Annotated in this window: 22 protein-coding genes; all 22 read right to left on the bottom strand. The window is 38.7% G+C overall.

Annotated elements, in window-relative coordinates:
* Nucleotides 1-3: 3 nt before the first annotated feature.
* The 22 genes from ABFV83_RS20725 to ABFV83_RS20620 all read right to left on the bottom strand — a co-directional run bounded on the left by ABFV83_RS20725 (nt 4) and on the right by ABFV83_RS20620 (nt 26,878).
* Nucleotides 4-573, bottom strand: a complete 570-nt coding sequence (locus ABFV83_RS20725) for a flagellar hook capping FlgD N-terminal domain-containing protein (protein WP_349946635.1) — start codon at nt 571-573, stop codon at nt 4-6.
* 11 nt (nt 574-584) lie between these two features.
* Nucleotides 585-1,850 (bottom strand): flagellar hook-length control protein FliK, encoded by a 1,266-nt coding sequence (locus tag ABFV83_RS20720; RefSeq protein WP_349946633.1) that lies wholly within the window; start codon nt 1,848-1,850, stop codon nt 585-587.
* A 72-nt stretch (nt 1,851-1,922) separates the two neighbouring features.
* On the bottom strand, nt 1,923-2,372 hold the full coding sequence (fliJ, locus tag ABFV83_RS20715; protein WP_349946632.1) for a flagellar export protein FliJ: 450 nt from the start codon (nt 2,370-2,372) through the stop codon (nt 1,923-1,925).
* A 22-nt stretch (nt 2,373-2,394) separates the two neighbouring features.
* Complete coding sequence (gene fliI / locus ABFV83_RS20710; protein ID WP_349946630.1) at nt 2,395-3,696, bottom strand: flagellar protein export ATPase FliI; 1,302 nt, start codon at nt 3,694-3,696, stop codon at nt 2,395-2,397.
* A gap of 14 nt (nt 3,697-3,710) precedes the next feature.
* On the bottom strand, nt 3,711-4,514 hold the full coding sequence (locus ABFV83_RS20705) for a FliH/SctL family protein (RefSeq protein WP_349946628.1): 804 nt from the start codon (nt 4,512-4,514) through the stop codon (nt 3,711-3,713).
* A complete protein-coding gene (fliG, locus tag ABFV83_RS20700) occupies nt 4,507-5,511 on the bottom strand; it encodes a flagellar motor switch protein FliG (RefSeq protein ID WP_349946627.1) in 1,005 nt (334 codons plus the stop codon). The genes ABFV83_RS20705 and fliG overlap by 8 nt, the downstream gene beginning before the upstream one ends.
* The gene (gene fliF / locus ABFV83_RS20695; protein ID WP_349946625.1) at nt 5,501-7,102 is read right to left on the bottom strand and encodes a flagellar basal-body MS-ring/collar protein FliF; all 1,602 of its coding nucleotides are present in this window, start codon (nt 7,100-7,102) and stop codon (nt 5,501-5,503) included. The genes fliG and fliF overlap by 11 nt, the downstream gene beginning before the upstream one ends.
* A 25-nt stretch (nt 7,103-7,127) precedes the next feature.
* Complete coding sequence (locus ABFV83_RS20690) at nt 7,128-7,439, bottom strand: flagellar hook-basal body complex protein FliE (protein ID WP_349946623.1); 312 nt, start codon at nt 7,437-7,439, stop codon at nt 7,128-7,130.
* Nucleotides 7,440-7,456: 17 nt separating this feature from the next.
* Complete coding sequence (gene flgB / locus ABFV83_RS20685) at nt 7,457-7,837, bottom strand: flagellar basal body rod protein FlgB (RefSeq protein WP_349946621.1); 381 nt, start codon at nt 7,835-7,837, stop codon at nt 7,457-7,459.
* A gap of 284 nt (nt 7,838-8,121) precedes the next feature.
* A complete protein-coding gene (locus ABFV83_RS20680; protein ID WP_349946620.1) occupies nt 8,122-10,359 on the bottom strand; it encodes an adenylyltransferase/cytidyltransferase family protein in 2,238 nt (745 codons plus the stop codon).
* A 27-nt stretch (nt 10,360-10,386) separates the two neighbouring features.
* Nucleotides 10,387-12,918, bottom strand: a complete 2,532-nt coding sequence (locus ABFV83_RS20675; protein ID WP_349946619.1) for a hypothetical protein — start codon at nt 12,916-12,918, stop codon at nt 10,387-10,389.
* A gap of 25 nt (nt 12,919-12,943) precedes the next feature.
* Nucleotides 12,944-14,314: a glycosyltransferase gene (locus ABFV83_RS20670; RefSeq protein ID WP_349946617.1), complete on the bottom strand. Its 1,371-nt coding sequence runs from the start codon at nt 14,312-14,314 to the stop codon at nt 12,944-12,946.
* 71 nt (nt 14,315-14,385) lie between these two features.
* Entirely contained in the window at nt 14,386-15,579 is a 1,194-nt protein-coding gene (locus ABFV83_RS20665; protein WP_349946615.1) for a glycosyltransferase family 2 protein, read from the bottom strand.
* Between the two features lie 142 nt (nt 15,580-15,721).
* Nucleotides 15,722-17,281, bottom strand: a complete 1,560-nt coding sequence (locus ABFV83_RS20660; protein ID WP_349946613.1) for a glycoside hydrolase family 99-like domain-containing protein — start codon at nt 17,279-17,281, stop codon at nt 15,722-15,724.
* A 45-nt stretch (nt 17,282-17,326) separates the two neighbouring features.
* A complete protein-coding gene (locus tag ABFV83_RS20655) occupies nt 17,327-18,508 on the bottom strand; it encodes a glycosyltransferase family 2 protein (RefSeq protein WP_349946611.1) in 1,182 nt (393 codons plus the stop codon).
* 18 nt (nt 18,509-18,526) lie between these two features.
* On the bottom strand, nt 18,527-19,930 hold the full coding sequence (locus tag ABFV83_RS20650; RefSeq protein ID WP_349946609.1) for a glycosyltransferase family 4 protein: 1,404 nt from the start codon (nt 19,928-19,930) through the stop codon (nt 18,527-18,529).
* A 1-nt stretch (nt 19,931) separates the two neighbouring features.
* On the bottom strand, nt 19,932-21,104 hold the full coding sequence (locus ABFV83_RS20645) for an N-acylneuraminate cytidylyltransferase (protein WP_349946607.1): 1,173 nt from the start codon (nt 21,102-21,104) through the stop codon (nt 19,932-19,934).
* A 114-nt stretch (nt 21,105-21,218) separates the two neighbouring features.
* Entirely contained in the window at nt 21,219-22,106 is an 888-nt protein-coding gene (locus ABFV83_RS20640) for an N-acetylneuraminate synthase family protein (protein WP_349946606.1), read from the bottom strand.
* Between the two features lie 177 nt (nt 22,107-22,283).
* Nucleotides 22,284-23,615 (bottom strand): 6-hydroxymethylpterin diphosphokinase MptE-like protein, encoded by a 1,332-nt coding sequence (locus tag ABFV83_RS20635; protein WP_349946604.1) that lies wholly within the window; start codon nt 23,613-23,615, stop codon nt 22,284-22,286.
* Nucleotides 23,616-23,687: 72 nt separating this feature from the next.
* Entirely contained in the window at nt 23,688-24,887 is a 1,200-nt protein-coding gene (locus tag ABFV83_RS20630) for a CDP-glycerol glycerophosphotransferase family protein (protein WP_349948959.1), read from the bottom strand.
* 93 nt (nt 24,888-24,980) lie between these two features.
* A complete protein-coding gene (locus ABFV83_RS20625) occupies nt 24,981-25,703 on the bottom strand; it encodes a phosphocholine cytidylyltransferase family protein (protein WP_349946602.1) in 723 nt (240 codons plus the stop codon).
* Between the two features lie 32 nt (nt 25,704-25,735).
* A complete protein-coding gene (locus ABFV83_RS20620) occupies nt 25,736-26,878 on the bottom strand; it encodes an iron-containing alcohol dehydrogenase (protein WP_349946600.1) in 1,143 nt (380 codons plus the stop codon).
* Nucleotides 26,879-26,884 lie beyond the last annotated feature (6 nt).

The raw sequence follows: 26,884 nt of genomic DNA, 5'->3' as shown, positions 1-26,884 counted from the left end.
ATTCTAATCGGTACTGGTATCGGTATTGTTATCTGTATCCGGATTCTTAGCTCCATCGGTATTATTATCTGTATCCGGATCCTTGACTCCATCGTCCTTGTCTGTATCACCCACATTATCCGGAGGCTTATGCCCCTTTTCATAAACGGACATAATGCTGGAAACCGGATAGCCTGTCTTTTCATCGTCGTCGATGTAAATAGTTGGCACACCATTAAAAATATCGACTCTTGTCACAGTTCCCGTGATTTTTTTAACTGCCCCGTTCTTATCGTGGTATGCAACCATAACGTCTTTTCCCATCATGGAAGTTCCATAATTGATTGTATTGACCTGGGCAAAATCCCCCATTGCAGTGGAGAAGTTGTTCATAGCCTGCATCATGGCGATCTGAGTCATCTGAGTCATCATCTCCGAGTTATCCATGGGGCTTGACATGTCCTGATTTTGAAGCTGTGCTGCCAAAAGCCTAAAAAATCCTTCCGTTGTCAATTCACTGTTACTGGTGGTTTTTGCTCTATCCTTAAAATCTTCCAGAGAACTATACAAATTTACTCCATTTACAGTTGACATTACTTCTCTCCTTATCTGTAACCAACGCCGTTTTCTTCGGCGCTTTCTGTCTCAAAAATCCCAAGCCTCAGCTTTTGTATAAAGTCCTCATGGGTTTCTTCCCTCTGGCTTTCCTGATGCTGTCCACGCTGTTCCTGTCTGCTCCCCTGCTCCTGCTGCTGGTTTAAGTAATCCGGCTCCTGCTTGTCTACCAGGACCTGGAAGGGCCGTTCTAAATTAGATTCCAGAATGGAGCCTAAATCGCCCGCCGACTGGGATAAAAGCTTTAAGGTTTTACTTTCTGTACACAGAAGTGAAACACTGATCTGATTATCCTCATAGGAAATTTTGATCCGGATCTTACCCAGATTATGGGGTTCCAATTGAATATCCAATTCCCCATTTCCTTGGCGTATCTGTTTTAAAATCTGTTCCGATAACTTTGCTTCCAATTCTTTCGAATTCTCTGCTCTTACAGTTGTATGGACTTCCTCAGGCTTTTCAAGGTGTCTGTTCCAGAAACGTTCAGGCTCATAGGGCTTTTCCGGAAGGTTTTTCCCGATTTTATCCTGGTCTTCTTCCACAGGGCCCGGTTTTTCCTGAGAACTGCTCTTTGGAAGAATCACCGCCGGTTCCTTTTCAGCTAAACCGGAAACTGTCTCTGCTGCTTTCATAAGCGGCTTCTCCGATAAAATATCCTTTTTCCCATCTGGATTTACAACTGCCTCCGTGTTCTGCCCTGCTATATCCTGAATCACAGGTTCCTTTTTCCCTGTTTTTTGCAGCGTTGCCATTGCATTCAGGAAAATGGACTCCGGCTTTTCTTTTGAACTATCCGCCAAGGTCATGGAATTTCCCTCGCGAAGACTTTCTGCTCCCATACCATTTTCTGTCAGCTGTTGAAAACGAAGCTGATCCAAAGCACGGAATGAATCCATTGTCTGGATTTTTCCACTTTCTTCTGACACAAAAACCGGAGCCTGGGCCTCTCCAATGGCTTCCATAATTTGGGTCTCTGGTTCCTGTCCGGCTAGTTGAAACTGTTCCTCCAGCCCCTGGACTTTCGCCATTGCGGCCGCAGACACCAGAGCAGCAGCCTCTGATGCCACTTCCGCTGCAGGCGGATTTTCTTCAAAGGACTCTCTTGGTTCCTGACTTTTGCTATCCTTCTTCTGAGTGCCGCTTTTTAACATGGCCTTAAACTCGGATAAACCGTCAGCTGCCTTTTCTTCCTTTATCCTGCTGCCGGTCAGTTGTCTGGATAACAGATCCACACTGCTGTTTTTTACCTCTATCATCTTCTCACTCCTTTCTTTTCATGCCTTCAGGCATTTGATTTTATGGTAACTGCCAGAAGTTTTCCGGCAGGATTACCTGCTTCCATGGACCGAGGTCGTATTAGAAACGAATTCCTCAATGAACAGCTCCTCGCTGCGCAGGACTTCTTTGTTATACTGCAAAAGCTTCTTTTCCTTCAGTTTTTCGATGGAAACCACTTCTTTTCTGGCCTCCACCACTTCCTCCCGCTTTTGTTCCTCTCTTTTTTTCAATTTCTGAAGAGTTCCCTGCTCGGCAAGAATTTTCTGCTGCATGAAGGTGATATAGGTCTCATATTCCCGCATCATACTAACAGCAATGCCCTGGCCTATCTCCTCCTGAAACCGGTTACATGCTTCTCTCCTACGATCCGACAAGACCTCGACCTTTTTTTCCTGCCTAACTACCTGATCCACAATCTGAGCGTGCTCATTTTTTAAATTGTCCAGAACCTGATCCTTGTAATTTAATACTGTATTAAGTGGAAAATTAAACTTTTTCATGCTCCACTTCCCCTTTCAGCATCTATGCTAAAATCATCTTCATTTTATTTAAGACCTCTTCATAGCTGGTCTGTTCCTGTATCCCCTGACACAGGAACTGATTGATTTTATCAATTTTGGATATAGCTACATCAAGCTTTGGGTTCGTACCGGTTTTATAAGCACCAATGGAGATAAGGTCCTCATTTTTCTCATAAAGGCTTAACATGTCCCGGAGCTGGGAAGCTAATTTCCGGTGCTCATCTGAAACGATGTTGGTCATCAGACGTGAAATGCTGGCGTTTACGTCAATGGCCGGGAAATGGTTGGCATTGGCCAGCTTTCGGGTCAGCACAATATGGCCATCCACAATACCTCTTACCGTATCAGCGATAGGCTCATTGGTATCATCACCTTCCACCAAAACCGTGTAGATTCCCGTAATGGAACCTTCTCCAAAGTTTCCGCTTCGTTCCAGCAGCTTGGGAAACTCCGCGTATATAGAGGGAGTATAGCCTCTTGCCACTGGGGGCTCACCGATTGCAAGCCCAATTTCTCTCTGAGCCATGGCAAAACGGGTCAGGGAATCCATCATAAGCAATACATCCTTGCCCTGATTTTTAAAGTATTCAGCTATGGTGGTGGCAACCAACGGACACTTCATACGAAGCATGGCCGGCTGATCTGAGGTAGCTACTACCAACACGGAACGTTTCATTCCTTCCGGTCCCAAGTCTTTTTCTATGAATTCACGGACTTCTCTTCCACGCTCCCCTACCAGGGCCACCACGTTAATATCTGCCTTTACATTCCTGGCAATCATGCCCAGCAAGGTACTCTTTCCTACACCACTGCCTGCAAAAATCCCAATACGCTGACCTTTTCCAATGGTGTTTAAGCCGTCAATTGCCTTGACCCCAAATTCCAGCTTGTCCGTAATGGGAGGACGGGTCATGGGGTTGATATAAGGATTTTCTACATAATAATACCGGGGAGATTCAAAAGGTCCTTTCCCATCCATTGGTTCTCCCTTTGCATCGATGATCCGACCTCTTAAAAAATCTCCTACCGGTACCTTCAACCTGCGTTTTGTATTTCGGACAAAGCTGCCCGCAGCAATGCCATTCATATTTTCATAGGCCATAAGCTGTATTTTGTCATCCTTAAAGCCCACCACTTCAACCGGTATCTGTTCCTGCCGGTCTTCATTGTAAATATAGGCAATGTCTCCGATACTGGCCCTTCCACCAGAGGCTTCCATGGACATCCCCACAATGTTTTCAATCTTCCCGATATGGTCGATTGTCTCAGTTTTTGTAATGAGATCCGTCAATTCTTTAAACATGCAGGTTCCTCCTGTTACAGTCTGGCGTTATTAAGTATTCCTTTAATATTTTCCAGCTGGGTATTTACGCTGACATCAATAATCTCCTCCGGAAGCTCAATGATACAAGCTCCGTCCTCCTCATGATCCATGGCTATGATCTTGATATTCCCGGAAATGTGGGACAATTCACTTAACAGCCCCACATCTCCCTGTATCATCATTCCCGCATCTCTTTGGGATACATAAATTTTCACCCACTGGGTTTTCTTAAGCTTTCCCGCGGCAGCCACGATCATGCGCTTAATGATCTCACCGCTGGATCGCAGACTGGTCTGAATCACTTTTTCCGCAATGGTCAGAGTGACTTTTTTTAAGTCATCAATATATTTATCCAGTATCTTTTCTTTCTCTTGCGTAACGCTCTCAATCGTATTTTTCATAGCCTCCAGGAATTCTTCCTGGCGCGCCTCAAGAACCTCTTTATGTGCTTCATAGGCTTTTCTAAAGCCCTCCTCATATCCCGCGTCATATCCGGCCTGGCGTCCTTCTTCCATGGCCTGAGCACGGAGCTTTTCCCCGTCCGCCTTTGCCTGGTTGAGAATATCTTCCGAATCCGCCTTCGCCTGGTCCAGAACTACCCGACTCTTCTTTATGGCATCTTCGTACAGCTCGGTAGTTTGAAGATACCTGTCATATCCCTGGTTTGCAGAGTCTTCCTGCTCCGATTCCCTTTCCGGATTCTCTTTTTCATTTACCCTGATATCTTCAAATTCCCTGGTAAATCCGTACTCCAGAACACGATCTGTCCTCTGCATAGCCTTTATAATATTAGACAATGACGTCATCCTTTCCGCCCTTATTGATGATCAGCTCGCCCTCTTCTTCCAGACGCCTTATAATACCGACAATCCTCTGCTGAGCCTCTTCCACATCTTTTAAGCGTACATTAACGGTAACTTCCATATCGGACTCAATGCTTTCCTTCATACGGGTTGACATATTGGAGAAAATAACTGTTGTAATCTGCTCGTTTGCATTCTTAAGAGCATAAACCATGTCACGCATATCGCACTCTCTGATAAAACGCTGGATGGAACGATTGTCCATGGTAATGATATCCTCGAATACGAACATCTTCTTGCGGATGGTATCCGCCAGCTCCGCATCCTTTCTGCCCAGTTCGTCGAAGATGAGTTTTTCGTTACTCCGGTCTATGTGGTTCATAACGTTTGCTATGTAATCAACACCTCCCACGCTGGTGTAATCGGTAGTAAGGATGCCAGAGAACCGCTTCCTGATCTCTTCTTCCACAATTTTAATTCCTTCAGGAGAAGCGCTCTCCATTCTGGCAATGGCCTCCACTACCTGCATGCGCTTTTCAGGGGCAAGCTCCGAAATGATCTGAGCTGCCATCTCCTCATTTGTATAAGAAAGAACCAGGGCAATGATCTGGGCTCTTTCATGCTGAAGGACCGAAAGCAGGTTCTTTACATCACTTTTCCGGATAAACCCAAAGGATCTGGATTTCAGAGACTGGGTAACCTTTTGAAGCAGGCTGTTGGCCGTGCTTTCGCCGAAGGCTTTCTCCAGAACAGTTCTTGCATATTCCAAGCCTCCGTCAGTGACCACCTTTTGAGTCAGGCAGGTCTTATAAAACTCATCCAAAATGGCTTCCGTCTGCTCTGCTTCCACATGTCCAAGTTTTGCCACTTCAAGAGTTAATTTCTCAATCTCGTCTTCGGTTAAGTACTTGTATACTTTGGAAGCCTTCTCCACTCCCAGTGAAACAACCACTGTTGCCGCTTTTTGCTCGGGCGTCAGATTAATCGCCATTGTTACCGCCTCCATTCAACCATGTTTTCAGCAGCTGAGCTGATATCTCAGGATTCTGCTCTGCAAACTCGCGGACGCTCTGGCGCAGCTCTGCTCCCCTGTCTTCTTCAGGTTCCAGATTCGCCTGTTCTTTTTCATTTGCTTCCAGCAGTTCTGCCATAACCGGCAATTCCGGAACATCTTCCTGGCTTATTTCCATGGCCTCCATAAGAGCATTCTTCTTCCGTCTGTGCCTTACTGCCAAAATTATAATCAGAAGAAGGAGAAGCACTCCCGCCAGAGCCGCAATCAGAATCCACTGATTGATCAAAATGCCGCTGGTATTTGCTTCCGCAGGAGCTTCAGGTGCCTGAGGTACTTCCACAGTATAGAAAGGTGCTGCCACGGCCGTTATCTTTTCCGCACGCTCTCCCTGAGGGATTCCCGCCGCATTTCCGGCTAAATCCCTTATGTCGTCAATGGTCATGCTGCCGAATCCGGTTCCGTTTACCACTACGGAAACAGTGAGGTTTTCCAAAGTTCCCGGATTGACCTGGCCCTGTTCTTTTATTTGATTCAAAAGATATTTTCTGGTCAGGCTGCTGGAACCATATGCGTTCTCCGCATCTGTTCCTCCTGCATTATACTGAGGGATATCTGCATTGGCTTCTGAGCCAGCCACACCGGAAGCATTCTGTCCGCTTCCGGAATATTCCTTGAATATGGATTCCTCGGAGGTAAGACCGGTCTTATCTTTTTCATCGATCTTTTCGGGGGTATTGTAAACAATACTCTCCCGAATCAGTTTTTCCATATTGACCGTGCCTTTTACGGATACCCTGACATTGCCATTTCCGTATACAGGTCCAAGGACATTCAAGACCTTTGCAGAAATCTGGTCTTCGATCAGCCTGGTGATCTCTTCTCCGGCCTTGCCGTTGTTAATGTCCTCATTATCGGATCCGATGGAAACTTCCCGTCCGTTTCCGTCAAATACAGAGACATTGTCAATGACCAATCCAGGTATACTTCTGGATATGAGAAGCTGGATAGACTTTGCCTGCTCCTCCGTGGGAGATCCTCCATCCTTCATAACCACAACAGCCTGGGCGCTGGGCTCCTGTGCCGTGTCATCAGACAGTGCATATTTGGAGGGTTCTCCCAAAGCTAAGGTTACATATGCCTCCTGAACGCCATCAAACACTTTAATCGTAGAACCGATTCTGGTTTCCAGATCATAAATCTCAAACCGCCGCCGGTCTGAATCCGTAGTCATCAAATTTACATTATTTCTGAATACATCGTATGTAAAACCGCTTTTGGGATATCCTTCCGAAACCAACTTTGCCCTGGTGGTATCCAGCTGGGGCGTGGGTACCAGAATGTCACCGTTTTTATACTGATAGTCGATTCCATCTTCCTGTAATTTTCCAATGATCTGTTTGGCTTCTTCGCTGCTGACACTTGGAAACATTACCTCGTAAGGCTTCTCCCGCATGGACAGCGCTATCACAATTGCTCCCGCCACAACCGCCACGCCGACAGCGCCGATGATTATGGCCTTTTTTACTTTGTCATTCAGTTTTCCTAAAAGTTCCTTTATCTTTTCCATCGCATCCATCCGCCCTGTTATCTACTTAAACGTTAATTCTTATAATCTCATTGTAGGCTTCCAGTGCCTTATTCCGAAGAGATGATAAAAGTTCTACAGATAACTGGGCTTTTGCTGCCGCTGCCGGTATGGTATGCGCATCATCAATCTGGCCTGTTGACAACAGGTATTCCTGTGTCGTCAAATCTTCATCCGTGGTTCTTACGTTTTGAATAGCTTCGTTAAATATATCACGAAACACCGAACCTCCATCCTGTCCGGTTGTCACTTTCTTTTCCATTCCTATATTCCCGATGGACTCCATTGGGATCATAGGTCTTATAAATATCTGCTCCATCTCATATACCTCCCGTCTTAACCTTTAATAACAGTACGAAGCCTGCTAATTTCACTGTTCAATGCGTTCAGCTGATACTGATATTGAAGATTCGTTCTTGCCAGTTCCACATTCTCTACATCCATGTTGACATTATTCCCGTCCAATCTTGCTGATTCGTCCTTTGTTTCATGGATATAATGTCTGGAACTGCTTATGGCCTTCCCAATGTCTCTTGACGTACCCTCTTTTCCAGCCAGCAAACGTTTTCGGAACTCGTCCTCAAACGTTACATAACGAGCTTTATAGCCTGGAGTTTCTCCGTTAGCAATATTATTCAACGTTACCTGCTGCTTTGACCACAGATAATCCAAAGTTTTTTCAGCCATTGAAATGCTATTCCCAAATATGCCATTCATCCGATTGTTCCTCACTTTCATCCCCTTTGGTTCTCTGGGAATTGTCTTTCGCTACAAAAAAATTACCCCTTTTCAGTTAAATTTCGACAGGTTTTTTTGTTTTTCCCTATTTTTCTGTAATTTTTCTTACTATATTCTACATTTATTTGCAGATTTTGTCAAGAAAGTTGTCAGGAAAATTTCTATCAATCTTAAGAAAGTGGTACAAATAAAAAAATCCTGATTTTGGCCAGGAACGTTCTGTTACCAAAACAGAACGTCCAGCCAAAACCAGGGTATCAAATTTACATCAAAGATCTTTCTATCATGCTCTTTATTTTAGTAGAGCTTGTTCCCTCTGTATACGGAAAAAATATCAGGTCAGCACCTTGTTTTTCTAAAAAAGTTTTCTCTCCTAGCCAGTCGGGATTATCAATATAATCGCTTCCTGAAAACTGGCAGTCGAAGTGGTACATTTTATAAGCATCTCTGGTTCCACCGTAGTTAAGTGGTATCTCAACTGCTTCATCCACATATTTACAGGAACCGACTAACTCTATCCTTTCATCAAACGGAATAAACGGCTCAGTTTTTTTATGTTTCCTGACACCTTCATCCGTTACTACACCCACAATGAGATAATCACACTGTTCTTTTGCTCTTTTGAACATATTTAGATGCCCTATATGAAATAAGTCGAATACTCCTGCAATATACCCGGTATGGTACTTTTTGGGCGGCGAATCTTTGACTTTGACAGATAATGGTATCATTTCCTGTTTTCTGGGATATTCTGCGTTCGTATCATAGATACAATAATCTACCACTCCCATTTGCTGTAACTGGTGCACAATGGCAACATAGTTCTTTATGCATATAATAATCCTGCGTTCCTCTTTCGGTATTTCTTCAATGATTTTAGGAGACAGAATCTCAATCCCTTCCAGCCTGCTTCCCCATTTGGACTGGTTATTATCTACGATAGCATAAATTTCATATTGTTTTTGAAATTGTGCAAGAAAACGCTTTGTAAAATTTCCTGAACCAAAAAGGATAATCTTCTTTTTCTCTGCATCTCGGAATATATCTACAAAAATCTTCTGGTACTCAGAGGCAGAATAATTGATTCTTTGCCTGTTTGTGTGAATGGTCTCCATATTACGCTGGAATTTTTCATTAAAACTTCTTAATTCTCTTTGGTTTCTTAGCTTTGTTGTAAATTCTACAGCCATACGATACCACAACTCCAGATTATCTTTCAAGCCATACTTCTCATAAAAGTAATTTCTCGGAAGTATTGCCTCCATCTCCGGATTACCCGCATAAATTATTTCAATTGCCCTAAATATAATGGCGTTGGCTGGATAATTTTCTTCATAGAATTCCTGATCATAAAAAATATATTTTCCGTTATCATAAAAGCAATTAAGAGGAACCAGATCCACATATCCTCTTTTTAGCAGAATCCCCAGTCCTTTCTGGGTTTCATTTGTCTCTACATGCTCAGAAGACTGTAAAATGAAATCTCGAAATCGATTTACTTCTTCTTTAAATTGATTCAGGTTTTCTTTCGCCAGCCTGCGAAGGTAAGTAACTGATATTTCACTGTCCATGTAAGGCATACAGTAAGAATTATTATGATATTTCCCTCCCAAGACATTTAATCCATGGGTTCTCAAATCTTCCTCATTTTTCTTGAGTTCTTGCAGCTTACGTTTTCCTTCTTCATACAATGCACGTTTCTCTACAATATTATTATCTCTGATAATCGTTGCCATGGCATTTTCTCTGCCTCTATCCATGGAAACAGTCACATGCTTTACATTTTCAAATGTATTGTCTTTGGAGCATTCTATTAGAAAAGAATTGGCCATCGTATGGAACATTCCGTTTTTAATGATGTCTTTATATAGAAATTCTTCTTCGAGAAATACGGAATCCGGGTAGTGGTACATAGGAAAAAGCCGGATGTCTAACTCTTCTGCCGGAAGATAATCCTCAGAATAAACCAGCTGCGGCAATTCCAGGTTCGGCAAAACTGAATAAAACTTCCGATCTGTCCACCCGGATAAATTCAATATACTGCATATTTCCTCTTTGGAATAATTGCGCCCCTGTAAATTCTTCCTATCCTCTTTAAGGACCCTGCGGTAATTCTCAATTCCATCAAAATTTCTGTTGGTAAAGGGGTCTCTATCACCACAAAAATAACGAAGACCCAAACGATTATCCATACCAAGAAGCAGCCTTCCGCTGTTTTTTAGCAGACCTCTCCATGCGGAAAGAGCCTGCACTGGATCGGCAAGGCGCTCTGCCATGCCGATTGCTACAATATAGTCAAAGCTGCTTCTATGCTGGTTTAAAAATCCTTCACATAAAGAGGCCATTCCATCTGCACAGATAACCTCCTTGCACTTTTCCTGTAAAAGTTCTTTGATACTGCTTTCCTTGTCCTCAATGCAAAGAACCTTTCCTTCCGCAAAAAAATCATACCAGTTAAGCAGTCCTTTGGGTATATCCCAAATTATCTTGTCCACATTCATAGCTGCCTCCACACAAAAAACCTTTTATTACTCTTTATTTTCCAAGACATCCATCATATATTCATGCACCTTTACACCGCAGCTTCCATCCAAATTAGCGGCCAGTGTGGATAATTCTTCTAGCTGCCTTACCCGGACATCTTTCAATCTATCATGAACCAGATCCTCTAAAAAGCCTTCAAATGAGAATATTTTGCTTTCTCTTCGGAAAAATCCGTACTTTTTTTCCATCTTTTCAAAGCCATCTTCGCCCTCTGTCAGTTTTGCGAAATCTTTTTCGGTAAGGGTAGGATAGAACATTTCATATGTTTCATCTTCTACATGAATTATGGCAGCGGCATCGTCACAATTTCTCTGTACTATTATAACATCCTGGTCCATTTTTGCGCCAAACTCACTGGACAAGAAAAAATTCGGATTATAACCGTTCGCCTTTTCTTCCGCATTCTTCCAGAAGTCTTCAATCAAAAGAGTTGTTTCTCCTGTTGTTTTGTCTAATTTTACCATGCAGTTAGAAAACCCAGGAACAGTCACTACCCATTTTCCCATATCTATTAAGGATAAGTGAGGCAAACTTCTGCCCTGTACGGTACCTGGCCAAGAGCGGAAACCTTCCGGCATATGGAAAGTTTTGACCTTTCCAGAACGCCTGTCCCATCTGATGATATTGCCGTTGTTTACTTCGGTAAGCCATAGACATCGCTCCTCTGCTATGATTCCAGAATAACCATTTTCCTTATTTCCTACAGGACAGAGCGTATATGTTCCATCCTCCATGTCAAACCGAAGGATGCAATTAGTATAGGTAGCACTAATCCATATGTCCTTGCCGCATACTGAACATCGAAACGTCACTTCCCGCCCAACGATGTTTTCTTTATTTAGTTCTTGTATGCATTCTGTATGATATTTCCATTCCCTTGTATCTGTATTAAGCTCTGCGATATAATCATCTACCACAGGAAGATAAAATACCTTATTGCTATAAGTTACAATTTGGCCGCGCCTCGCGCATTCTTCCATATTTTCTTCCCCAATCAGCTCGATCTTTTGGGAATCTGTATCAAATACTGCCGGACGCCCGGCAACACTAGGAGAAAGAAAAAGTCTATTTCCTGCCGCTGCAAAAAAAGGATAGGCACCGTACCATTTGGGCTGTTCCTTCACACGATCTATGTAGTGCATCTGCTGCATACTGGCATCCGTATAAATTAGGGCATTATAGCGGTTGGTTGTTAACCATAGCTTATCCCCTTGTTTTCCCATATCTACAATATGGACTTTTCTTTTCTCCTCTTCTGCAAAAGTATTTGTGATGTGATTATTAAGGATAAAAATTGGTTTTCCTGCTGCTCCAAATAGATTAACTACTGAAGTACTCTCTTCACCTATGTAGCCATCGGATATGGCTACTGCTCTCGAGATATCTGGAGTTTCATCCAATATGCCTATCTTATTGTCTATAAAATATTCTTTTAAGCTATTGTACTCAGCCAACAAGTGAGGTCTCATGGATTTGATAGTTGCTTCCAGTAGAGGATGGGGTCTCCATATTAGTGCCACTTTGTTCTGACTTTTTATTGCTTTGCAAAGACTCCTAATTTTTTGCAGATAAAGAATTCCCTCCTGTAAAAAGCACCCAATGCTGGTATTCAACATCAAGATCTTTTTCCCATTCAGGAACGGCTTCCACTGTTCAGGTATATCACTTCCTTCCTGGCAAAGCCTGATTACCCGATCCAACTTAGGCGAACCCAAAGGCAGGATTTTATCATAATAGTACATACCCTTGCAAAAGCTCTTGGCATATTCTGACTGCACTACCATGTAGTCCATATAGCGATGAACAGGCAATTCCAAATGTTCTTCGGCAATCAATCCACCAGTGACATAGTAGGGCACATACACTAACTTTCTGATATGCTGTTTTAGTTCCTCAGAATAAAATCTAGAATCCACTCTCGTGATCAGATTGCAATCATCATAAGGATTATGAATATAAGCCACATCGGGACGATCCTGCTCCAATGAATAATCATGGTAATGGACAACAGGAATTTCCTCCGGGAACTGCTCCCCGTCATAGTGATATATCCATCTATTAGTTTTTGAATTGAATTCGTAATAAGGTATGGGCATCACATAACATTCACACCGCTCATCCTCTCTGCAGGCACGCCAGATGCTCTCCAAGCTATCCCACATAGAAGCTTTGTAGGGCATAAAGACTACATGATAAGTGGTAGAAGTCTCCGCTAGTAAGGACTTTACTCTATTTGTGTGTCCATCTAATACTAATATCTTATCTTTGCAAATTGTTTCTTCTTGCGATTCCGACAGACAAAAGGCTTCTTCACAGTATTCTTCAAGAAGAGAGACAATTAGTTCATGATCTGATGAATCCTTTTCCAGCGCTTCTCCTACTGCAATGGCTGCATCTTGGCAATCTGCAAGCATTTGGATTATTTGTTCTTTATCCGTCATCATGGGTAATGAACTTTGTAATTGCCCCATAGAATCTAGTAGATTTATGAGCTGTTCCTTGATAAATGTACGCATATTCTTATGTCCCCCTTTTGTATTCTTACACGCCTTTTCCCACAATTTCTGGTAACATTAAAACAGCCTCTAATAGAGCAGATTTACCAGGAATCTCTTTTATTGCATATATTTTTTCCTGTAAAATTCCATGTTTTCTTAACTGAAATGAAATTTCTTCACTATGCTTTTTATTTGCAATTATATAAAAGGCATTCTTATGTTTTATTACTGTTTCTTGCGGATCTCCTATCTTTAATCCCGCAATTTCTTTGTTATGCTTTTGTTTATCACTATCACAAATTGCCACAACATTATTCTTACTCAATATATTGCTCAACTTTACCACAACTTCTCCATATCGTCCTGCCCCAAAGATAACAATTTCTTTTTCATTTTTAAGAATTGCAACTACTTGCTCGAAGTTTTGTTGTGCTGTTAATCTGCTTCGTTCAAACTCATTGATTGCCGCAACATCACCATGCAATATTTTTATTTCTTCCAATTGCTGAGTTGATACCGTTTCCATGTAAGGTGATTCCGAAAAAAAATCATTTTCCATTTCTTCTTGAATTTCATTTAAAAACTTTAATTGATATTCAGGCAACAGCCTTTGATAGTTCCAAAAATATGAAACAAGCTTTTTATTTTTATAAAAAGCAATATCTTCTACTTTATTCAAACTTCTAAACTGCATTTGTTCCTTTATCCAGCAAAATTCCTCTATAATGCATTTGTATTTCATTTGAGATTTTACCGAAGAATCATTATTATCAATTCTATACCTATAAAGTTGATGATCTGTAAAATATAATTTTTGCGTCATAAGAGTTATTAATATTGCAAATCCTGTATCTTGATATGAAGCTCCCGGAGTTTCATTCATAAATAACTCATTAGAAATCAAAAATTCCTTTCGATACAGACCCGCCCATATACTATATCCAATATAATTTCTAATCTCCGGTTCTTCCTTCAAATTTATCACACGATTATATAATGTTTGATTTGGAATATTCTCTACACCTGCTTCTACCCGTTTTCCATTAATATCAATAAATTTTTTATAATCTGCTTTTACAAAATCCACTTGATTTTTCTCTGCTAACTCATATAATATTTGCATCGTGTCGTCTCTTACATAATCATCAGACTCAATGATTGCAATATATTTTCCTTGAGATAAGGTTATTCCTTTATTGATTTTATATCCATAACTTGTATTACTGTCATAAATATATTTGACTCGATTGTCACTCCCAGCGTATGACTGTATTATATTTGAAGTTTCATCCGTGCCACTATCGATGCATATTATCTCAATATCCTGCAATGTCTGATTCACTATACTTTTAATACATTCATCCACGTATGTTTTTGAATTATGTAACGGCAAAACAATAGTAACTTTAATCATCTTACTCCTCCATTATACTTCCTAAAAACTAATAATCAGAAAATTCTAATTCGAATGATTTTCAACGATTATTAATTCAGTCGAACCGGCGGTCGCCATACAATTTTATTTTTTTCAACGCCTAACCTTTCTAAAAATCCCTGAATTTCCGAAGCTACTCCCTTATTTTCTATAGCTATTACTACATAGTCTGCTTCTCTGTCTTGTAAAATATCAGGCGACTCAATAATATGCTTCTTTGTTGTCAATGTTTTATAATTCTTATCGACCCAACCCTGCAATCTTGCATATCCACTTTTTAAAAGACTCTCGCAATAAGAAGTCCCGACTTTTCCTGCACCGTATATCACTACACGGCTTCTTTTTTCAATAAGTTCAAATGGAAAAAGGTATATGGGTTCTTCCACCAAAATATCAAATATATCTTGCGTTGCCTGAAAGAGAAAAACTTTCGTATATTTCTTTACCTGCATTTCCATTTGATTCCAAGAACCAAGTTCTAAAAACTTTTTCTTCATATAACTATAAAATTGATAAACTCGTTCAAATGAATTTATTTCATAATGCCTAACCATAGAATTAGAATGGATAATATAGTGATACCAGCTATTATTTAGCACTACTACCTTTGATGCTCTAACAATGTATAGATATGTAATTGCAGCATCTTCTCCATAAGTAATACTTTCCTCTAAATCTAAAATTATCTCCTTAAGTAAATCCACTTTAAATATTTTATTACACACAGAAGATGTAATTGCCCTTTTTCCCAATAGATCATCATGCATCATACGTGGAATCAATTTCTTTTTTATATCTTCATATTCGTAAAGACCTTCTGGCATTCTATCCATTTCATAGTTAACTTTATTATCATTATCTATAGTAAGTCCAGATGTCACCATATCAGGCTCAAATTCCATATAGGCAGCCATCATCTGAGAATACATGTCAGATTCTATCCAATCATCACTGTCAACAAAGGTAATAAAATCTCCTTGGGCCAACTCCACCCCCAGTTTCCTTGCAACTACTAATCCCTGATTTTTTCTATGAAAAACACGTATCCTGCTATCCATATGCAAAAAGCTATCGCATATTTCCCCAGATCCATCTGTAGAGCCGTCATTAATCAAAATAACATCCAATTTTTTATATTGTTGATTGATAATACTTTCTATACATTTTCTCAAATACTGTGCTGTATTATAAACAGGTACAACAACAGTTAACAATTTATTCCTCGGTATATTAGTATTTGTCACTTGTCTGCCTTCCTTTCGTCAGCCAGGTCACTCTTCGATGGTATCATTATTATAGACTAATGGTATTCATATACAGATTGGGTATACCTCGAATTCGAAATGTTCGCACAAGCAGCCTCTCATGTCATTCAAATCAATGCTATTATATTTCATTCAATATTTCCGCCAGCGAAACTACAGGGTAATCTACCATCTCTTTTAACTTAGCCCAAATCACATCATAATCAAACGTCGCTGTTACAACGATTGCATCAACCTGAGGCAGACAAGCATCCACACTTTTTATCTCAACACCCGGATATACCATTTGCGTATTTTGATCAATAGCATATAATACCCTGATTTCCGTCTGTTTCAATTCTTCCATCAAATGCTTGCCCATAACACCCAATCCATAAATGGCAATTCGATTATAACCATGCTTCATTAAATACCTGCTAAGATTAACATTTTCTTCCTTTAATTGCATCCAACGATGTAACAAATAATAATACTCTTTAAACTTATTATATCGTTTCCACAAATCAGCGTTTATATCTTCCACATTTACCGAGGATCCTTTATCGCTGTTCTCAACCAATGTTAATTCTACCTTATCCTCCTGAGTATCTGCTTTTAATTTCTCCTTAACAGATTTAAGTGCTTCCAAAAAGGCATATCCCCTTTTCTTATCCGGTTCAAGGTACATTCCTTCTCCCCATTCATTAAAAGCATTAATAAATAGGAATTCATTTTTTTGTGATAGATTCTTTTGAGCCAACTTGTAAAGATATTCTTGAAAGATCTCAATAGATGTATTGATAAAAGTTACTCCCTGCCCTCCCCGCCTAGGCGTATCGTCATAATCTACAAATCCCCCAAAATACGTTTTTATGCTTTTTTTTCCACCAGCAATCATTACATTCTTCCATATGGCTTCATAGTCAAAGCATTTAACACCATTTTTATATTCACACTCTAAATGATTACTACTTATTATCGGATTCCAATAAGCACTTGGTCCGCTAAAAAGGACTGCATCCATTCCAATTTTTTCATTGCTGCTATTTATTCCTAAAACAAAAATACCTCCCAGGTTTTCTATTTTAGCTAATTTATTCCAGTAATCAATCATTTCTGTAAAGCAGGCCATCTCATCCGTCTTGTATATTAAAAAAACAGGCTTATTGTCTACTTTGATATAACGGTTATCTTGAAAAAATGAAAGTAGATATTTGAAATGATCTCCCCATTCCTTCTCTCTCCCATATTTTTGTTCTAAAAGAATGCCATCCCCTTCGGGGGAGAGTTCCTTTTCATTTTCAAACCATGTAAATTTATCCCCTAATTTACTCCATGACCGCGCCCATGATGTATTATCCCAACAAAAACAAAAAGGCATATTAACATCTTTCCAATTCAGTAAATTTTCTGCTGGTTTTTCTAATATCTTCCGTCCGTCTTTAAAGTAATAATGGTAAAAACAGAAACCATCCAAACCGTATTTTAATGCCAAATCCGCTTGCCATTTCATAGTTCTCTTCTGCAACAAATCATAATAATTATCGTTTAAAGGCTCTCTTGGTTGGTAATGCCCCTCAAACAGCTTATCCGCACCTTTTGCTGCTGTCCATTCTGTGAATCCTTCTCCCCACCACTGATCATTTTCAGGTGTCCTGTGGAACTGGGGTAAGTACATTGCAATCGTTTTTATATCCTTCATCAGAAATTCCCCTATATTATATTTTGTTCACTAAACTTAGGAAAATCAACATTGCCACCTTAAATCTATAAAGTCCGTTATCATCTTCGGAATATATGTGATTATATTATCTTTAGGCACTTCATGAACACATAATAATTGATTATAAATTTCTTTTGAAAGTTCTTCGTTCAATACTGCAATTAAAATATAATCATATGTAGTATTTATTATAAGACTCGGAGAAACGACAGGATATTTCTCATCAGCATTTTTTTCATAATTATTATCCACCATCAATTCCACCTTGCAATAATTATTGATTTTTAATTGACGATAATAAGCTTGTCCAACTAAACCCGCTCCAAAAATAACTACTCTCGAATGGGGCGGTATCAATTCATATGGAAACATATAAAAATTTTGTTTTTTCAAATTAAGAATATTAACATAATCAATTTCTATTCCTGCACAGCAAATGTGCTTTATCTGGCGCTTTATTATGGGTTTACTTTCTAAATACGGTTTTAAATATTCCCACAAGTAATAATAATCCATAGCTTTGGAACTATTACTATGTATTGTTGAGGCTCCATGCTGTCTGTAATAATAGGAAGTAATATTAGTAAGATAAATACTCTTCGAATCCATGATAAAAGGAATAAGGGCCGCTATATCCTCTCCTATCTTAATCCTTTCATCTACTTTTATCTGATGCCTATAATATTTGTTCTTCTTAAACAAATTTCCCCAAATACTCCATTTTAACATTTGTTCTTTATTATCTATATCATAAATATTTTGAAGAGAACTTACTTTTTCCTCTCCTACATACAATCCTTCTTTAAGCCGATTAGGTCGCTCTTCACTTCTTCCTTCCCAGACAAGGGTCATTGCACCCAAAACCGCATCTACCTTGAACTCACAAGCTAGACTGTACAAATTTTCAATTAAATCAATACCTATCCAATCATCACTATCAATAAAAAAGATATATTCACCCAAAGAAGTTTCCAAGCCAATATTTCTTGATTTTGTCACTCCTGCATTTTCTACATTATTGATGACTATTAATCGTTTATCTTTACCAGCATACTCTTCTAATATTTCAAGGGAATCATCAGAAGATCCATCATTAACACAAATTATTTCTATATCTTTCAGGGTTTGATCAAGTACACTGTCTAAACAATCTCTAATATACTTACCTGAATTATATACTGGTATAATAACACTTACCTTAACCATGAAACCTCCTATGAACACCTACTTTAAATCATCTATGATTGTTTTCAATCTGTCTCCAAATACTTCCAAAGTAAAATGTTTTTCATATATTAGCCTTGCTTTCTTACTTATGGAATTTAATTTGCTTTTATTATTTAACACCCAAGACATTTTTTTTAGCAAATCATTTGCATTTTCATTTTCAAATATAAGCCCATTTTCTTCGTCTTCTATATATTTTGCCATCCCTATTGCATTAGATGCAATTCCGACTTTTCCATACATAAAAGCTTCTGTCATAACTATTGACATAGTTTCCTGGCGGGATGGTACAACTACAACATCAATACTTTTATATACTTTTTCAATCTCCTCACGATTCAATTCTCCTAACCATTTAACTTCGGGAATTGTTCCCGCCTGTTTCAAAACAGAAGTTCCATATTGGTTTTCTGGCGGGCATGCACCAATCAACCAAAATTCTGATTTATTACGTTCTTCTTGCGTAAGCTGCATAATTGCCTGCAAAAAAATGTCTTGTGCTTTAATAAAAGCAATAGCTCCAATCACGGCGAATACTGTTTTGACTCCTGTGGCAAACCGAATACTGGCATAGCTATTATCAGGTATACCATAATGAAGGATATTTGCGTTTATCTTATGAAAATATTGACGAAATGTACGAAACGCAACATCACTTACAACATATGTTTCTATATTCATACTATCTAAACTTTCTATAATACCCTTATCTAAATATTCATATTCAATTCTTGATTCATGGATCCACCACAGAACAGGTTTCCTATAAATCAATTCCTTTATTATTCTCCCAAGCTGAAGAGTATTTACTATAATATAATTAAACTGCTCTATCCAGCTTATTTGTTCCCATACACAATAACCTATCAATTCTTGGATAAATACAGGAACACCCTTATTTGTCATTTCATAAATTAAACGCTTATCCGCTTTCCTGGCAACGATTACAGCATCAATCCCCTTTTCCCTTAAGGCTAAGATAGCATAAAAAGCAGCTAGCGAAGCTCCGCCATAGTTTAATACATTGGCAATGATAAGAACTCTTTTTTTATTCTTGCTAAAAAGATTTTGTTTTTTTTGATAGTACACTTTTAGCTCGCATAACACCTGATTTTTTACACGGTATTCACAATATCTATCAAAATCTAATATTAATGCTTCATCAATTGCAAATTCTTTGATCAATTGCATTTTTATCGCTTCTACCTGTCTGCTCAAAACAATTATCTTGTCATAAGAAAATTCTTTTATATGACTTGGGGGGACAATAGGAATATTATCAATTCTTTTATTCCATTTATTTACATCATTATCAATAAATGCAATGATTTCTTCTTTTGATAATATATCTTTTCGGTTTACAAAAAAAACTCCTGCACCAAAGACAAGTATTTTCATCATATCACCAGCCTGTTCGCAAAATATATTCTATTATATCCCTAATGGCACCATACCCACCCTTTATAGGAGAAATATAATTTGCTGCTTTTCTTATCTCATCATGAGCATCTGCTGGACAACATCCTAATCCTACAGCCTTTATTACTTCTAGATCATTAAGATCATCTCCTACATAGGCCACTTCATTCATGGATATATTATATTGATCACAAAGTTTTTGGATTATCTCAAGCTTGTTTAAGCATCCAGCCTCATAAACTTCCAGCTGTAATTTCTCTGCACGTCTTTGATTTAATGACACATTTTCACTTGTAACAATGCCTCGAATTATGCCATGCTTTTTAAGCAAACTTAATCCATATCCATCTCTTGTATTAAATTTTTTTAGTTCATCGCCATTTTCAGAATAATACATACCTCCGTCTGTAAGACAACCATCGCAGTCAGTAAGAAACATCTTGAGATGTTGTAGCTTGCCTTTTGCTACTATGCCGCTCTTTTCCATAAGTGATTCCACAATAACCCAATCACTTTCTTCATCTATCTCGAAGGCAGAATCTACATTCATTTCCACGGCTTTGATAAGGCCAGAGACACGATTTCTACTTTTAAGAAGATTAGCTTTAGAGGTAATATAAAAAGCTCCATTCTCCATAAGATAACCATCAAAATCCTGCCTACGTGGGCGACTATATACATCATAATTTGTGGGGTATGCAAAACCATCATTATCTATAGACCAATGAAATCTTTTTTGCCTAACAACTGAAATTACACTATCAACATCTTTTTCATAAAATGTATCAAACCCTCGATTGAGATCTGCACTTGTCAGCAATGGTGATGTAGCTTGAACCAACACGATATTATCAAATGTATAGTTATCTGCAAACTCCAGCATAGCCAACTCCGTAGAAGCAGTATCGCTAGCCGTCTCCTTTGACCGGTCTATTACTTCTATCTTTTCACAACCAATAAATCCTTCATCTGAAAAACTCTCAACCACTGCCCCAATAGCATTACTATCAGTTGCTACATAGACCTTATCTATATACTCACATCCACATGAAGCCACCACTGTCCAATATACCAGAGGCTTTCCCGCAATTATCTTTACATTTTTCAACGGAATAGATTTGCTGCCACCTCTCACAGGAATATATGCTGCATTCATTTATAATTCTCCATCCCTCATTTATTAAAATTCTTACTATTCCTTTTATAATATCCAAAATAGTTGCATCCGCATTTAGTGTATACTTTTGAAAAATACTGGTTATTCCTAAAGTCAGTCTTTCCTATACTTTAGTTTCTCTCTCTGAACCTGCTCGATAGGCAAAATTTCCTCATTCTTGTATGTCAGCGCATCACAGGTAGCTCTTAGATTTCTCACAAGTCTTCTAATACCATCGGGTTCAAGGGACGCTGCATGATCAGTCCCCTTCCATGTCCGCTCCAAAGTATAGTGCCGTTCAAATACACTGGCTCCAAGGGTGTAGGCAGCTACGTCAATAGCAATACCCAAATGATGGCCTGAAAACCCTATCTTTTTCACGCGCTGCTCATATCTTTCTCTCATACGGGAAATTTCAAGCAAACATACATCCTTAAATGGAACCGGGTATCCTGATGTGCAGTTAAATAGAACCAAATCCTTGGCACGATTATTTTTTTCAAACAACTGAATAATTCTTTCCTCTTCCTTATGAGTTGTCATTCCAAAAGACAACTGTATTTCTCCTATATAATTGTCGCATAGCCATTGAAGCATCTCATAATGAGTATTGCATGCCGAAGGGATTTTTATAAATTCAGGTTTTAATCCCGTTATCTCTTTTGCACTAGTCAAGTCCCACACTGATGTTGAATATGTAATCCCCACCTGTTCGCACCATTCCTTTAACTGTGCATGTTGATCTACCGTAAATTCCAAAAACTCTCTATGCGCTCCATAAGTATCACCAAAAGCGTTTTCTGGATGAGGATGTGGTGCATTATACTGTTCTTCTGTCAATAAGTCTTTGGAGCATCGCTTTTGAAATTTGATTGCATCTGCCTTGCAGAAAATAGCAGCCATGTTAATTAGCTCGTGGGCAATTTCCATCTGCCCCATATGGTTACAACCTGCCTCAGCTATTACATATGGCTTTTTAAACCCCTTAATTTCCTGTAACATTTTAATCTCCTTATTATAGAAACCTTTTAGTAACAATAATATCTGTTATACACACAGAGTCTAATGTATTATTAATAAATAACAAATCATCGGCTTTCCAGTTAATAACTGTATATTTTTATTTGATATCCCTGTGAATTATCTTTTTCTAGAATTACTTCTAATATCTTCACGTCCCTATTCCTTACGGTCTAAAAACAAGTCATCAAACGTTACTCGCTTAAACACTTCAAGCTTTCCCCCACGAGTTGCATTGTAAATACTTATCCCATGCAATTCTGAATATTCTTTTGCCTTTTCATATGCCCTTTGAACAAACTCATAGTTAAATGTATATCCTCCTGTTAAGACACTTTCATGCGAACCATAAAAATGATCTTTATCCGAATCAAATTGCGGAGAAAAAGAAAAATCACATCCCAATAAAAAGATTTCCTTAAATCCCATATAAGTAGCTAATTGTAAACATGAGTACACTACTGTTAACCCACTGTAAACGACATCTGAGATGTCTGAACTAAATCCTATTTCTGGTGAACTTTGCATTTGTCGAAAACAATGGTAACTATCATCAAGCTGATTATTCCAAAATTTCAAATAATTATCACTAAAAAATTTTTCCGTGTTTTTAAACCATCTTCCCTTCTCTTTTAAATTTTCATAATCACGCATTGCAAACCCATCTGATATAACATAGTAATTCGGTCGCCAGTTTGTTTTTTCAAATGCATGGTATATTTGATTCATGCTCATTGTTAATTCATTATTTTTTTGCAGCATATCCAAATCGCTTATTCTAAGACTCGGACCCGTTGCAATAATAAAAATTCGCTTTCTACTTTGAGAATCTTTAAATTTTCTTAAATTAGTTTTCCACTTTGAATAAAATTTTTCATTAAGTGATTTATAATCTAATATATTTAAGTATCTATTATATACGAAACTCCTTTTTTGTATCTGAATAATAAAATCGTTCTCCTCAACTTTAGTTATACTCGAAAATTTGTCAATTATCTTTTTCTTATTTAATCTTTCTAACATTAACTTTTGTTTTTTATCAGCATAAAGAAAGTCCACTTTAAAATCATTTCGTATTAAATACTTATACAAATACAGACCAAAAAAATCGATACCATATATATAATAATGGTTATTTGCATTGAGCTTATGAGAATTAATAAACGTATCATGTTTCACATCTAAAAAAGCGGATAATGCCATACAACTTTTACTTTGCAAAAAGTAATCCTCAATAAAATTATCCTCTAAAGATTTTACTATTGATTCACAGATCATTGGTGTCACTATGATAAAATATTCCCTATATTGGCTTAAATAAGTATTAAAATCAATGATTGGAATTTCCTGATAGAACTTTAAATTTAGTACTTCTGCTTTTGTATCAATGATAGCTACAACCGTTCCCTTATCCAAAACATCTATCAAGTTTTTTCCATTAGTCCCCAGTCCCCATAAAATAACTTCCATTTTTTTCTCTTTCGCTATCATTATTAAGCTCCTCGCAAATCTCATGCAACAGTCTTTCTCTGTACTCAGTGATGTATATTAGAAATAAATATATTATCTAAAATTTTCTATCAACTCCACAACCCTTTCACTAGCATGCCCATCCTCTATCACCCCATGCTCCTGTGAAAACTCATCAACCTTCCTTTTATACTCCTCAGCATCAAACTCTGCTATATTCTTCACCAGTTCATCATTATCCCTGGCTACCGAAAAGGGCAAAGAGTTCATATCCCACATCAACCTTCCACGTTCCTCTGTATATTCCTCCAGATCATCTGCATAAATAAAAACAGGCATTTGCATATTGATGACATCAAAGGCTGAACTGGAGTAATCAGTTATCAGCACATCCGAAGCTGCAGCTAGCTCATTCATATCATCAGCCTGACTCACATCAATCATATTCTGGATACTATTTTTCAAAGGAAACTGACTAAGCTGTGCTGCCAGTTGGGGATGCAGGCGCAAAAATACAATCCACGTGCCACCAAATTTCTGCTCCAGTGCATTTGCCATTCGAGCAAAGTCAAGAGTTGGTTCCTCTACGAATACCTGCCGGTTTCCTTTCTGGCTCCCTCCCCGGAATGTAGGGGCGAACAAAGCTATCTTCACCTCCTGCTGTATATGATATCTCTCTCGCATATATTTATAGGCATCTTCTCTTCCTTTCATGAAGATATCACAACGCGGTGAACCTGTTTTCACAATATCACCGTCATAAAGCAGCATTTCAGGAATTACTTTTGTATACCACTCCGAGTTAGATATCACATAATCCGCAAGCTTTGAATCATATTTACTCACAAGATAAGCGATACGAGGAAAGAGCTTACCTCTGAATTTCCCTACAGGTTTGAATTCTAAGGCCGCATGCCAAGTCTGTATATAAAGCTGGCTTTTCCGCTTCGCCGTACCAACTGCCTTTCTGCTATTATCTACCCAGACTTTAGCCGTTGTCAGATGATAGGCTCTATTGAGAAACGTATTTTTCACCTTTTTAATTCCATTTGGAAATTGCTTTTCCATGTTATTAACCAGCCAGATAATTTCAAATTCTTTATTCCTTTTCAGCAGCTCTTCCGCTATATAACGAGGATTACAGCAGTATCCCCCATCCCCTTCAAAGGTTGTAAATACAATTTTTTTCTTCTTAACAGGAAACACCTGAAGCAAGCGATAGAAAAGATTTGTCCGATATCCTTCCCATTTCCGCTTTCTTATATATCTTTCTTCGTTGCTTAATATCTTCATCACTTACCTCACTCACCTAAATCAAGCTTCTTTGTTAATGCCCTTCACCAGAACCTTGCTGTTCATATTTTCCTTTACACTGCAAAAAACAGCCTAAAGCTCATTCGTCACCATCTGAATGAGCGAGTCTGGTATTCCAGCGCTTGCCCTTTCATAATCCTGGACAAAGTCTACCTCACTCCAAAAATGTCCTTGTGTTGGTATAGGCTTCACATGTAAGTCCTGTTCATCAATGACTCTTTGGAGCGCCCCTTCAAAATAAGACGTAAATGCCTTCTCTTTCATCAGCTTATCGGATGCCTTGCTCAGTTCCCTAATTACGTTTTTACTAATTTTTGCTATTCCTATAAATTCACCTTCCGAAGTTTCACATTCCATTGTCTTATTTATTTCTATGACTTTTCCGTCTTTTACCTTTACCTTCATAGCCTCTTCATCACATGGACCATAATCTACGGGTAAGATCATATCGCCCTCTTCTCGAAGCATAGCCTCAAATATTTCAGGGGCACATAAGGTATCTGCATGTAAATAGACAAAATCATCATGGAGGAAATCTTTCGCCATATAAAAGGAACCCAATACGTTTACCATCTCATAAAACGGATTGAAAACACAACGGATTCCGTCTATCTTCTCCGCCAATTCTTCAAACATTTCACTTTGATAGCCTGTTACAATAATGATATCTTTAATTCCAAACGCGTGAAGCATGGAAATATTATATTCAATCATCTTGATTCCTTTAATTTTCAAAAATGATTTAGGCATATTTTCTGTTAGGCTGCCTAATCTGCTGCCTTTTCCTGCTGCCATAATGATTGCCTGCATATTTACTCTCTCCCATTCTATAATGAATCGCCATAAATGCTCGATATAATATCCTTCTGTGAACTTAATTTATCATTGCCAATATTTCCCGTTACCTGTTTTGTCAGTTCCGGTAAATCCTCTTTTTTAATTCCTAAATCGGCAAGAGTTTTAAGAACGCCTATTCTCCTCATGAACTCAGCCATTTCTTCCCTTGCCTCCTCACCGTTTGATATCTTCTTACCGGTCAGCCAGTACATAATATCCTTCACTTTTTTTTCATTTACATCATATTGTCTTTGTATCCATGCAGGATATAATGCAGATACGCCTGCCGCATGGCTTGTATCCGTCTTAGCTCCCACCGCATACTGCATCCGGTGAGGAAGACATGTTCCTACGCTGGCTAAGTTAATTCCTATTATCATGCTTGCATAGCTCATAGCCTCTCTCGCTTCATGGTTATCCAAATTGACCATTAATAACGGAAGATTCTGCCCTGCCGTTTTGATGGCCTTTTCCGAGATCATATGTGACCAGCTATTTGCCTTTACCGCCGTATAACTTTCTATGGCATGGGCCAAAGCATCAAATCCTGTTTCCATCGTAATACCAATGGGTATGGTCCATGTATATACAGGATTTACAATTGCCGCTTTCGGCAATACCGCAGCGCCTCTTATTCCGCCCTTCATATGATGAATCTGACTGGATATAATTGCACCCTTGCTCAATTCGCTTCCGCTGCCGGCAGTAGTCGGTATGGCTATTATGGGCAGCGTATTCCCGGAAGGTTCTATTCCCTCCAGCAAAAAACGTTCCAGGTTCTCAGAAGTTCCTATTCCCACCGCAGCAGCTTTTGCCGCATCTATGGCACTTCCTCCTCCAAAACCGATAATCACTTTCACTCGTCTGTCCATACCAATTTTAACTGCTTCTTCAATTTCCTCCAGCTTTGGATTAGCGCTTATATTATCAAATATTATGGTTTCTTCTACATTCGGAAGATTGTCCAGAACATTCTTTAGTTCATTCAAATATCCGAATTTTATCAGGCTTCTTCCGGTTGTAACTATCATGATATTTCCGGTCAGCCATTTGTTTTCTTTCTTTAAGGCTTCTTCCACATTATTATTTCCAAAATATATCTTTGTGGGTAACTCTAAAGTAAATCCTTTCATAGTAAA

This window comes from Lacrimispora sp. BS-2, from assembly GCF_040207125.1.
In the GTDB taxonomy this organism is placed as follows: Bacteria; Bacillota; Clostridia; order Lachnospirales; family Lachnospiraceae; genus Lacrimispora.
This window is presented reverse-complemented; position numbering and strand designations above follow the sequence as displayed.

Excerpts from the sequence above, each read along its gene's own strand:
- ABFV83_RS20725 (WP_349946635.1), bottom strand. The coding sequence starts at position 573 with ATGTCAACTGTAAATGGAGTAAATTTGTATAGTTCTCTGGAAGATTTT.
- ABFV83_RS20720 (WP_349946633.1), bottom strand. The coding sequence starts at position 1,850 with ATGATAGAGGTAAAAAACAGCAGTGTGGATCTGTTATCCAGACAACTG.
- fliJ (WP_349946632.1), bottom strand. The coding sequence starts at position 2,372 with ATGAAAAAGTTTAATTTTCCACTTAATACAGTATTAAATTACAAGGAT.
- fliI (WP_349946630.1), bottom strand. The coding sequence starts at position 3,696 with ATGTTTAAAGAATTGACGGATCTCATTACAAAAACTGAGACAATCGAC.
- fliG (WP_349946627.1), bottom strand. The coding sequence starts at position 5,511 with ATGGCGATTAATCTGACGCCCGAGCAAAAAGCGGCAACAGTGGTTGTT.
- fliF (WP_349946625.1), bottom strand. The coding sequence starts at position 7,102 with ATGGAAAAGATAAAGGAACTTTTAGGAAAACTGAATGACAAAGTAAAA.
- ABFV83_RS20690 (WP_349946623.1), bottom strand. The coding sequence starts at position 7,439 with ATGGAGCAGATATTTATAAGACCTATGATCCCAATGGAGTCCATCGGG.
- flgB (WP_349946621.1), bottom strand. The coding sequence starts at position 7,837 with ATGAATGGCATATTTGGGAATAGCATTTCAATGGCTGAAAAAACTTTG.
- ABFV83_RS20680 (WP_349946620.1), bottom strand. The coding sequence starts at position 10,359 with ATGAATGTGGACAAGATAATTTGGGATATACCCAAAGGACTGCTTAAC.
- ABFV83_RS20675 (WP_349946619.1), bottom strand. The coding sequence starts at position 12,918 with ATGCGTACATTTATCAAGGAACAGCTCATAAATCTACTAGATTCTATG.
- ABFV83_RS20670 (WP_349946617.1), bottom strand. The coding sequence starts at position 14,314 with ATGATTAAAGTTACTATTGTTTTGCCGTTACATAATTCAAAAACATAC.
- ABFV83_RS20660 (WP_349946613.1), bottom strand. The coding sequence starts at position 17,281 with ATGAAGGATATAAAAACGATTGCAATGTACTTACCCCAGTTCCACAGG.
- ABFV83_RS20655 (WP_349946611.1), bottom strand. The coding sequence starts at position 18,508 with ATGGTTAAGGTAAGTGTTATTATACCAGTATATAATTCAGGTAAGTAT.
- ABFV83_RS20650 (WP_349946609.1), bottom strand. The coding sequence starts at position 19,930 with ATGATGAAAATACTTGTCTTTGGTGCAGGAGTTTTTTTTGTAAACCGA.
- ABFV83_RS20645 (WP_349946607.1), bottom strand. The coding sequence starts at position 21,104 with ATGAATGCAGCATATATTCCTGTGAGAGGTGGCAGCAAATCTATTCCG.
- ABFV83_RS20640 (WP_349946606.1), bottom strand. The coding sequence starts at position 22,106 with ATGTTACAGGAAATTAAGGGGTTTAAAAAGCCATATGTAATAGCTGAG.
- ABFV83_RS20635 (WP_349946604.1), bottom strand. The coding sequence starts at position 23,615 with ATGATAGCGAAAGAGAAAAAAATGGAAGTTATTTTATGGGGACTGGGG.
- ABFV83_RS20630 (WP_349948959.1), bottom strand. The coding sequence starts at position 24,887 with ATGAAGATATTAAGCAACGAAGAAAGATATATAAGAAAGCGGAAATGG.
- ABFV83_RS20625 (WP_349946602.1), bottom strand. The coding sequence starts at position 25,703 with ATGGCAGCAGGAAAAGGCAGCAGATTAGGCAGCCTAACAGAAAATATG.
- ABFV83_RS20620 (WP_349946600.1), bottom strand. The coding sequence starts at position 26,878 with ATGAAAGGATTTACTTTAGAGTTACCCACAAAGATATATTTTGGAAAT.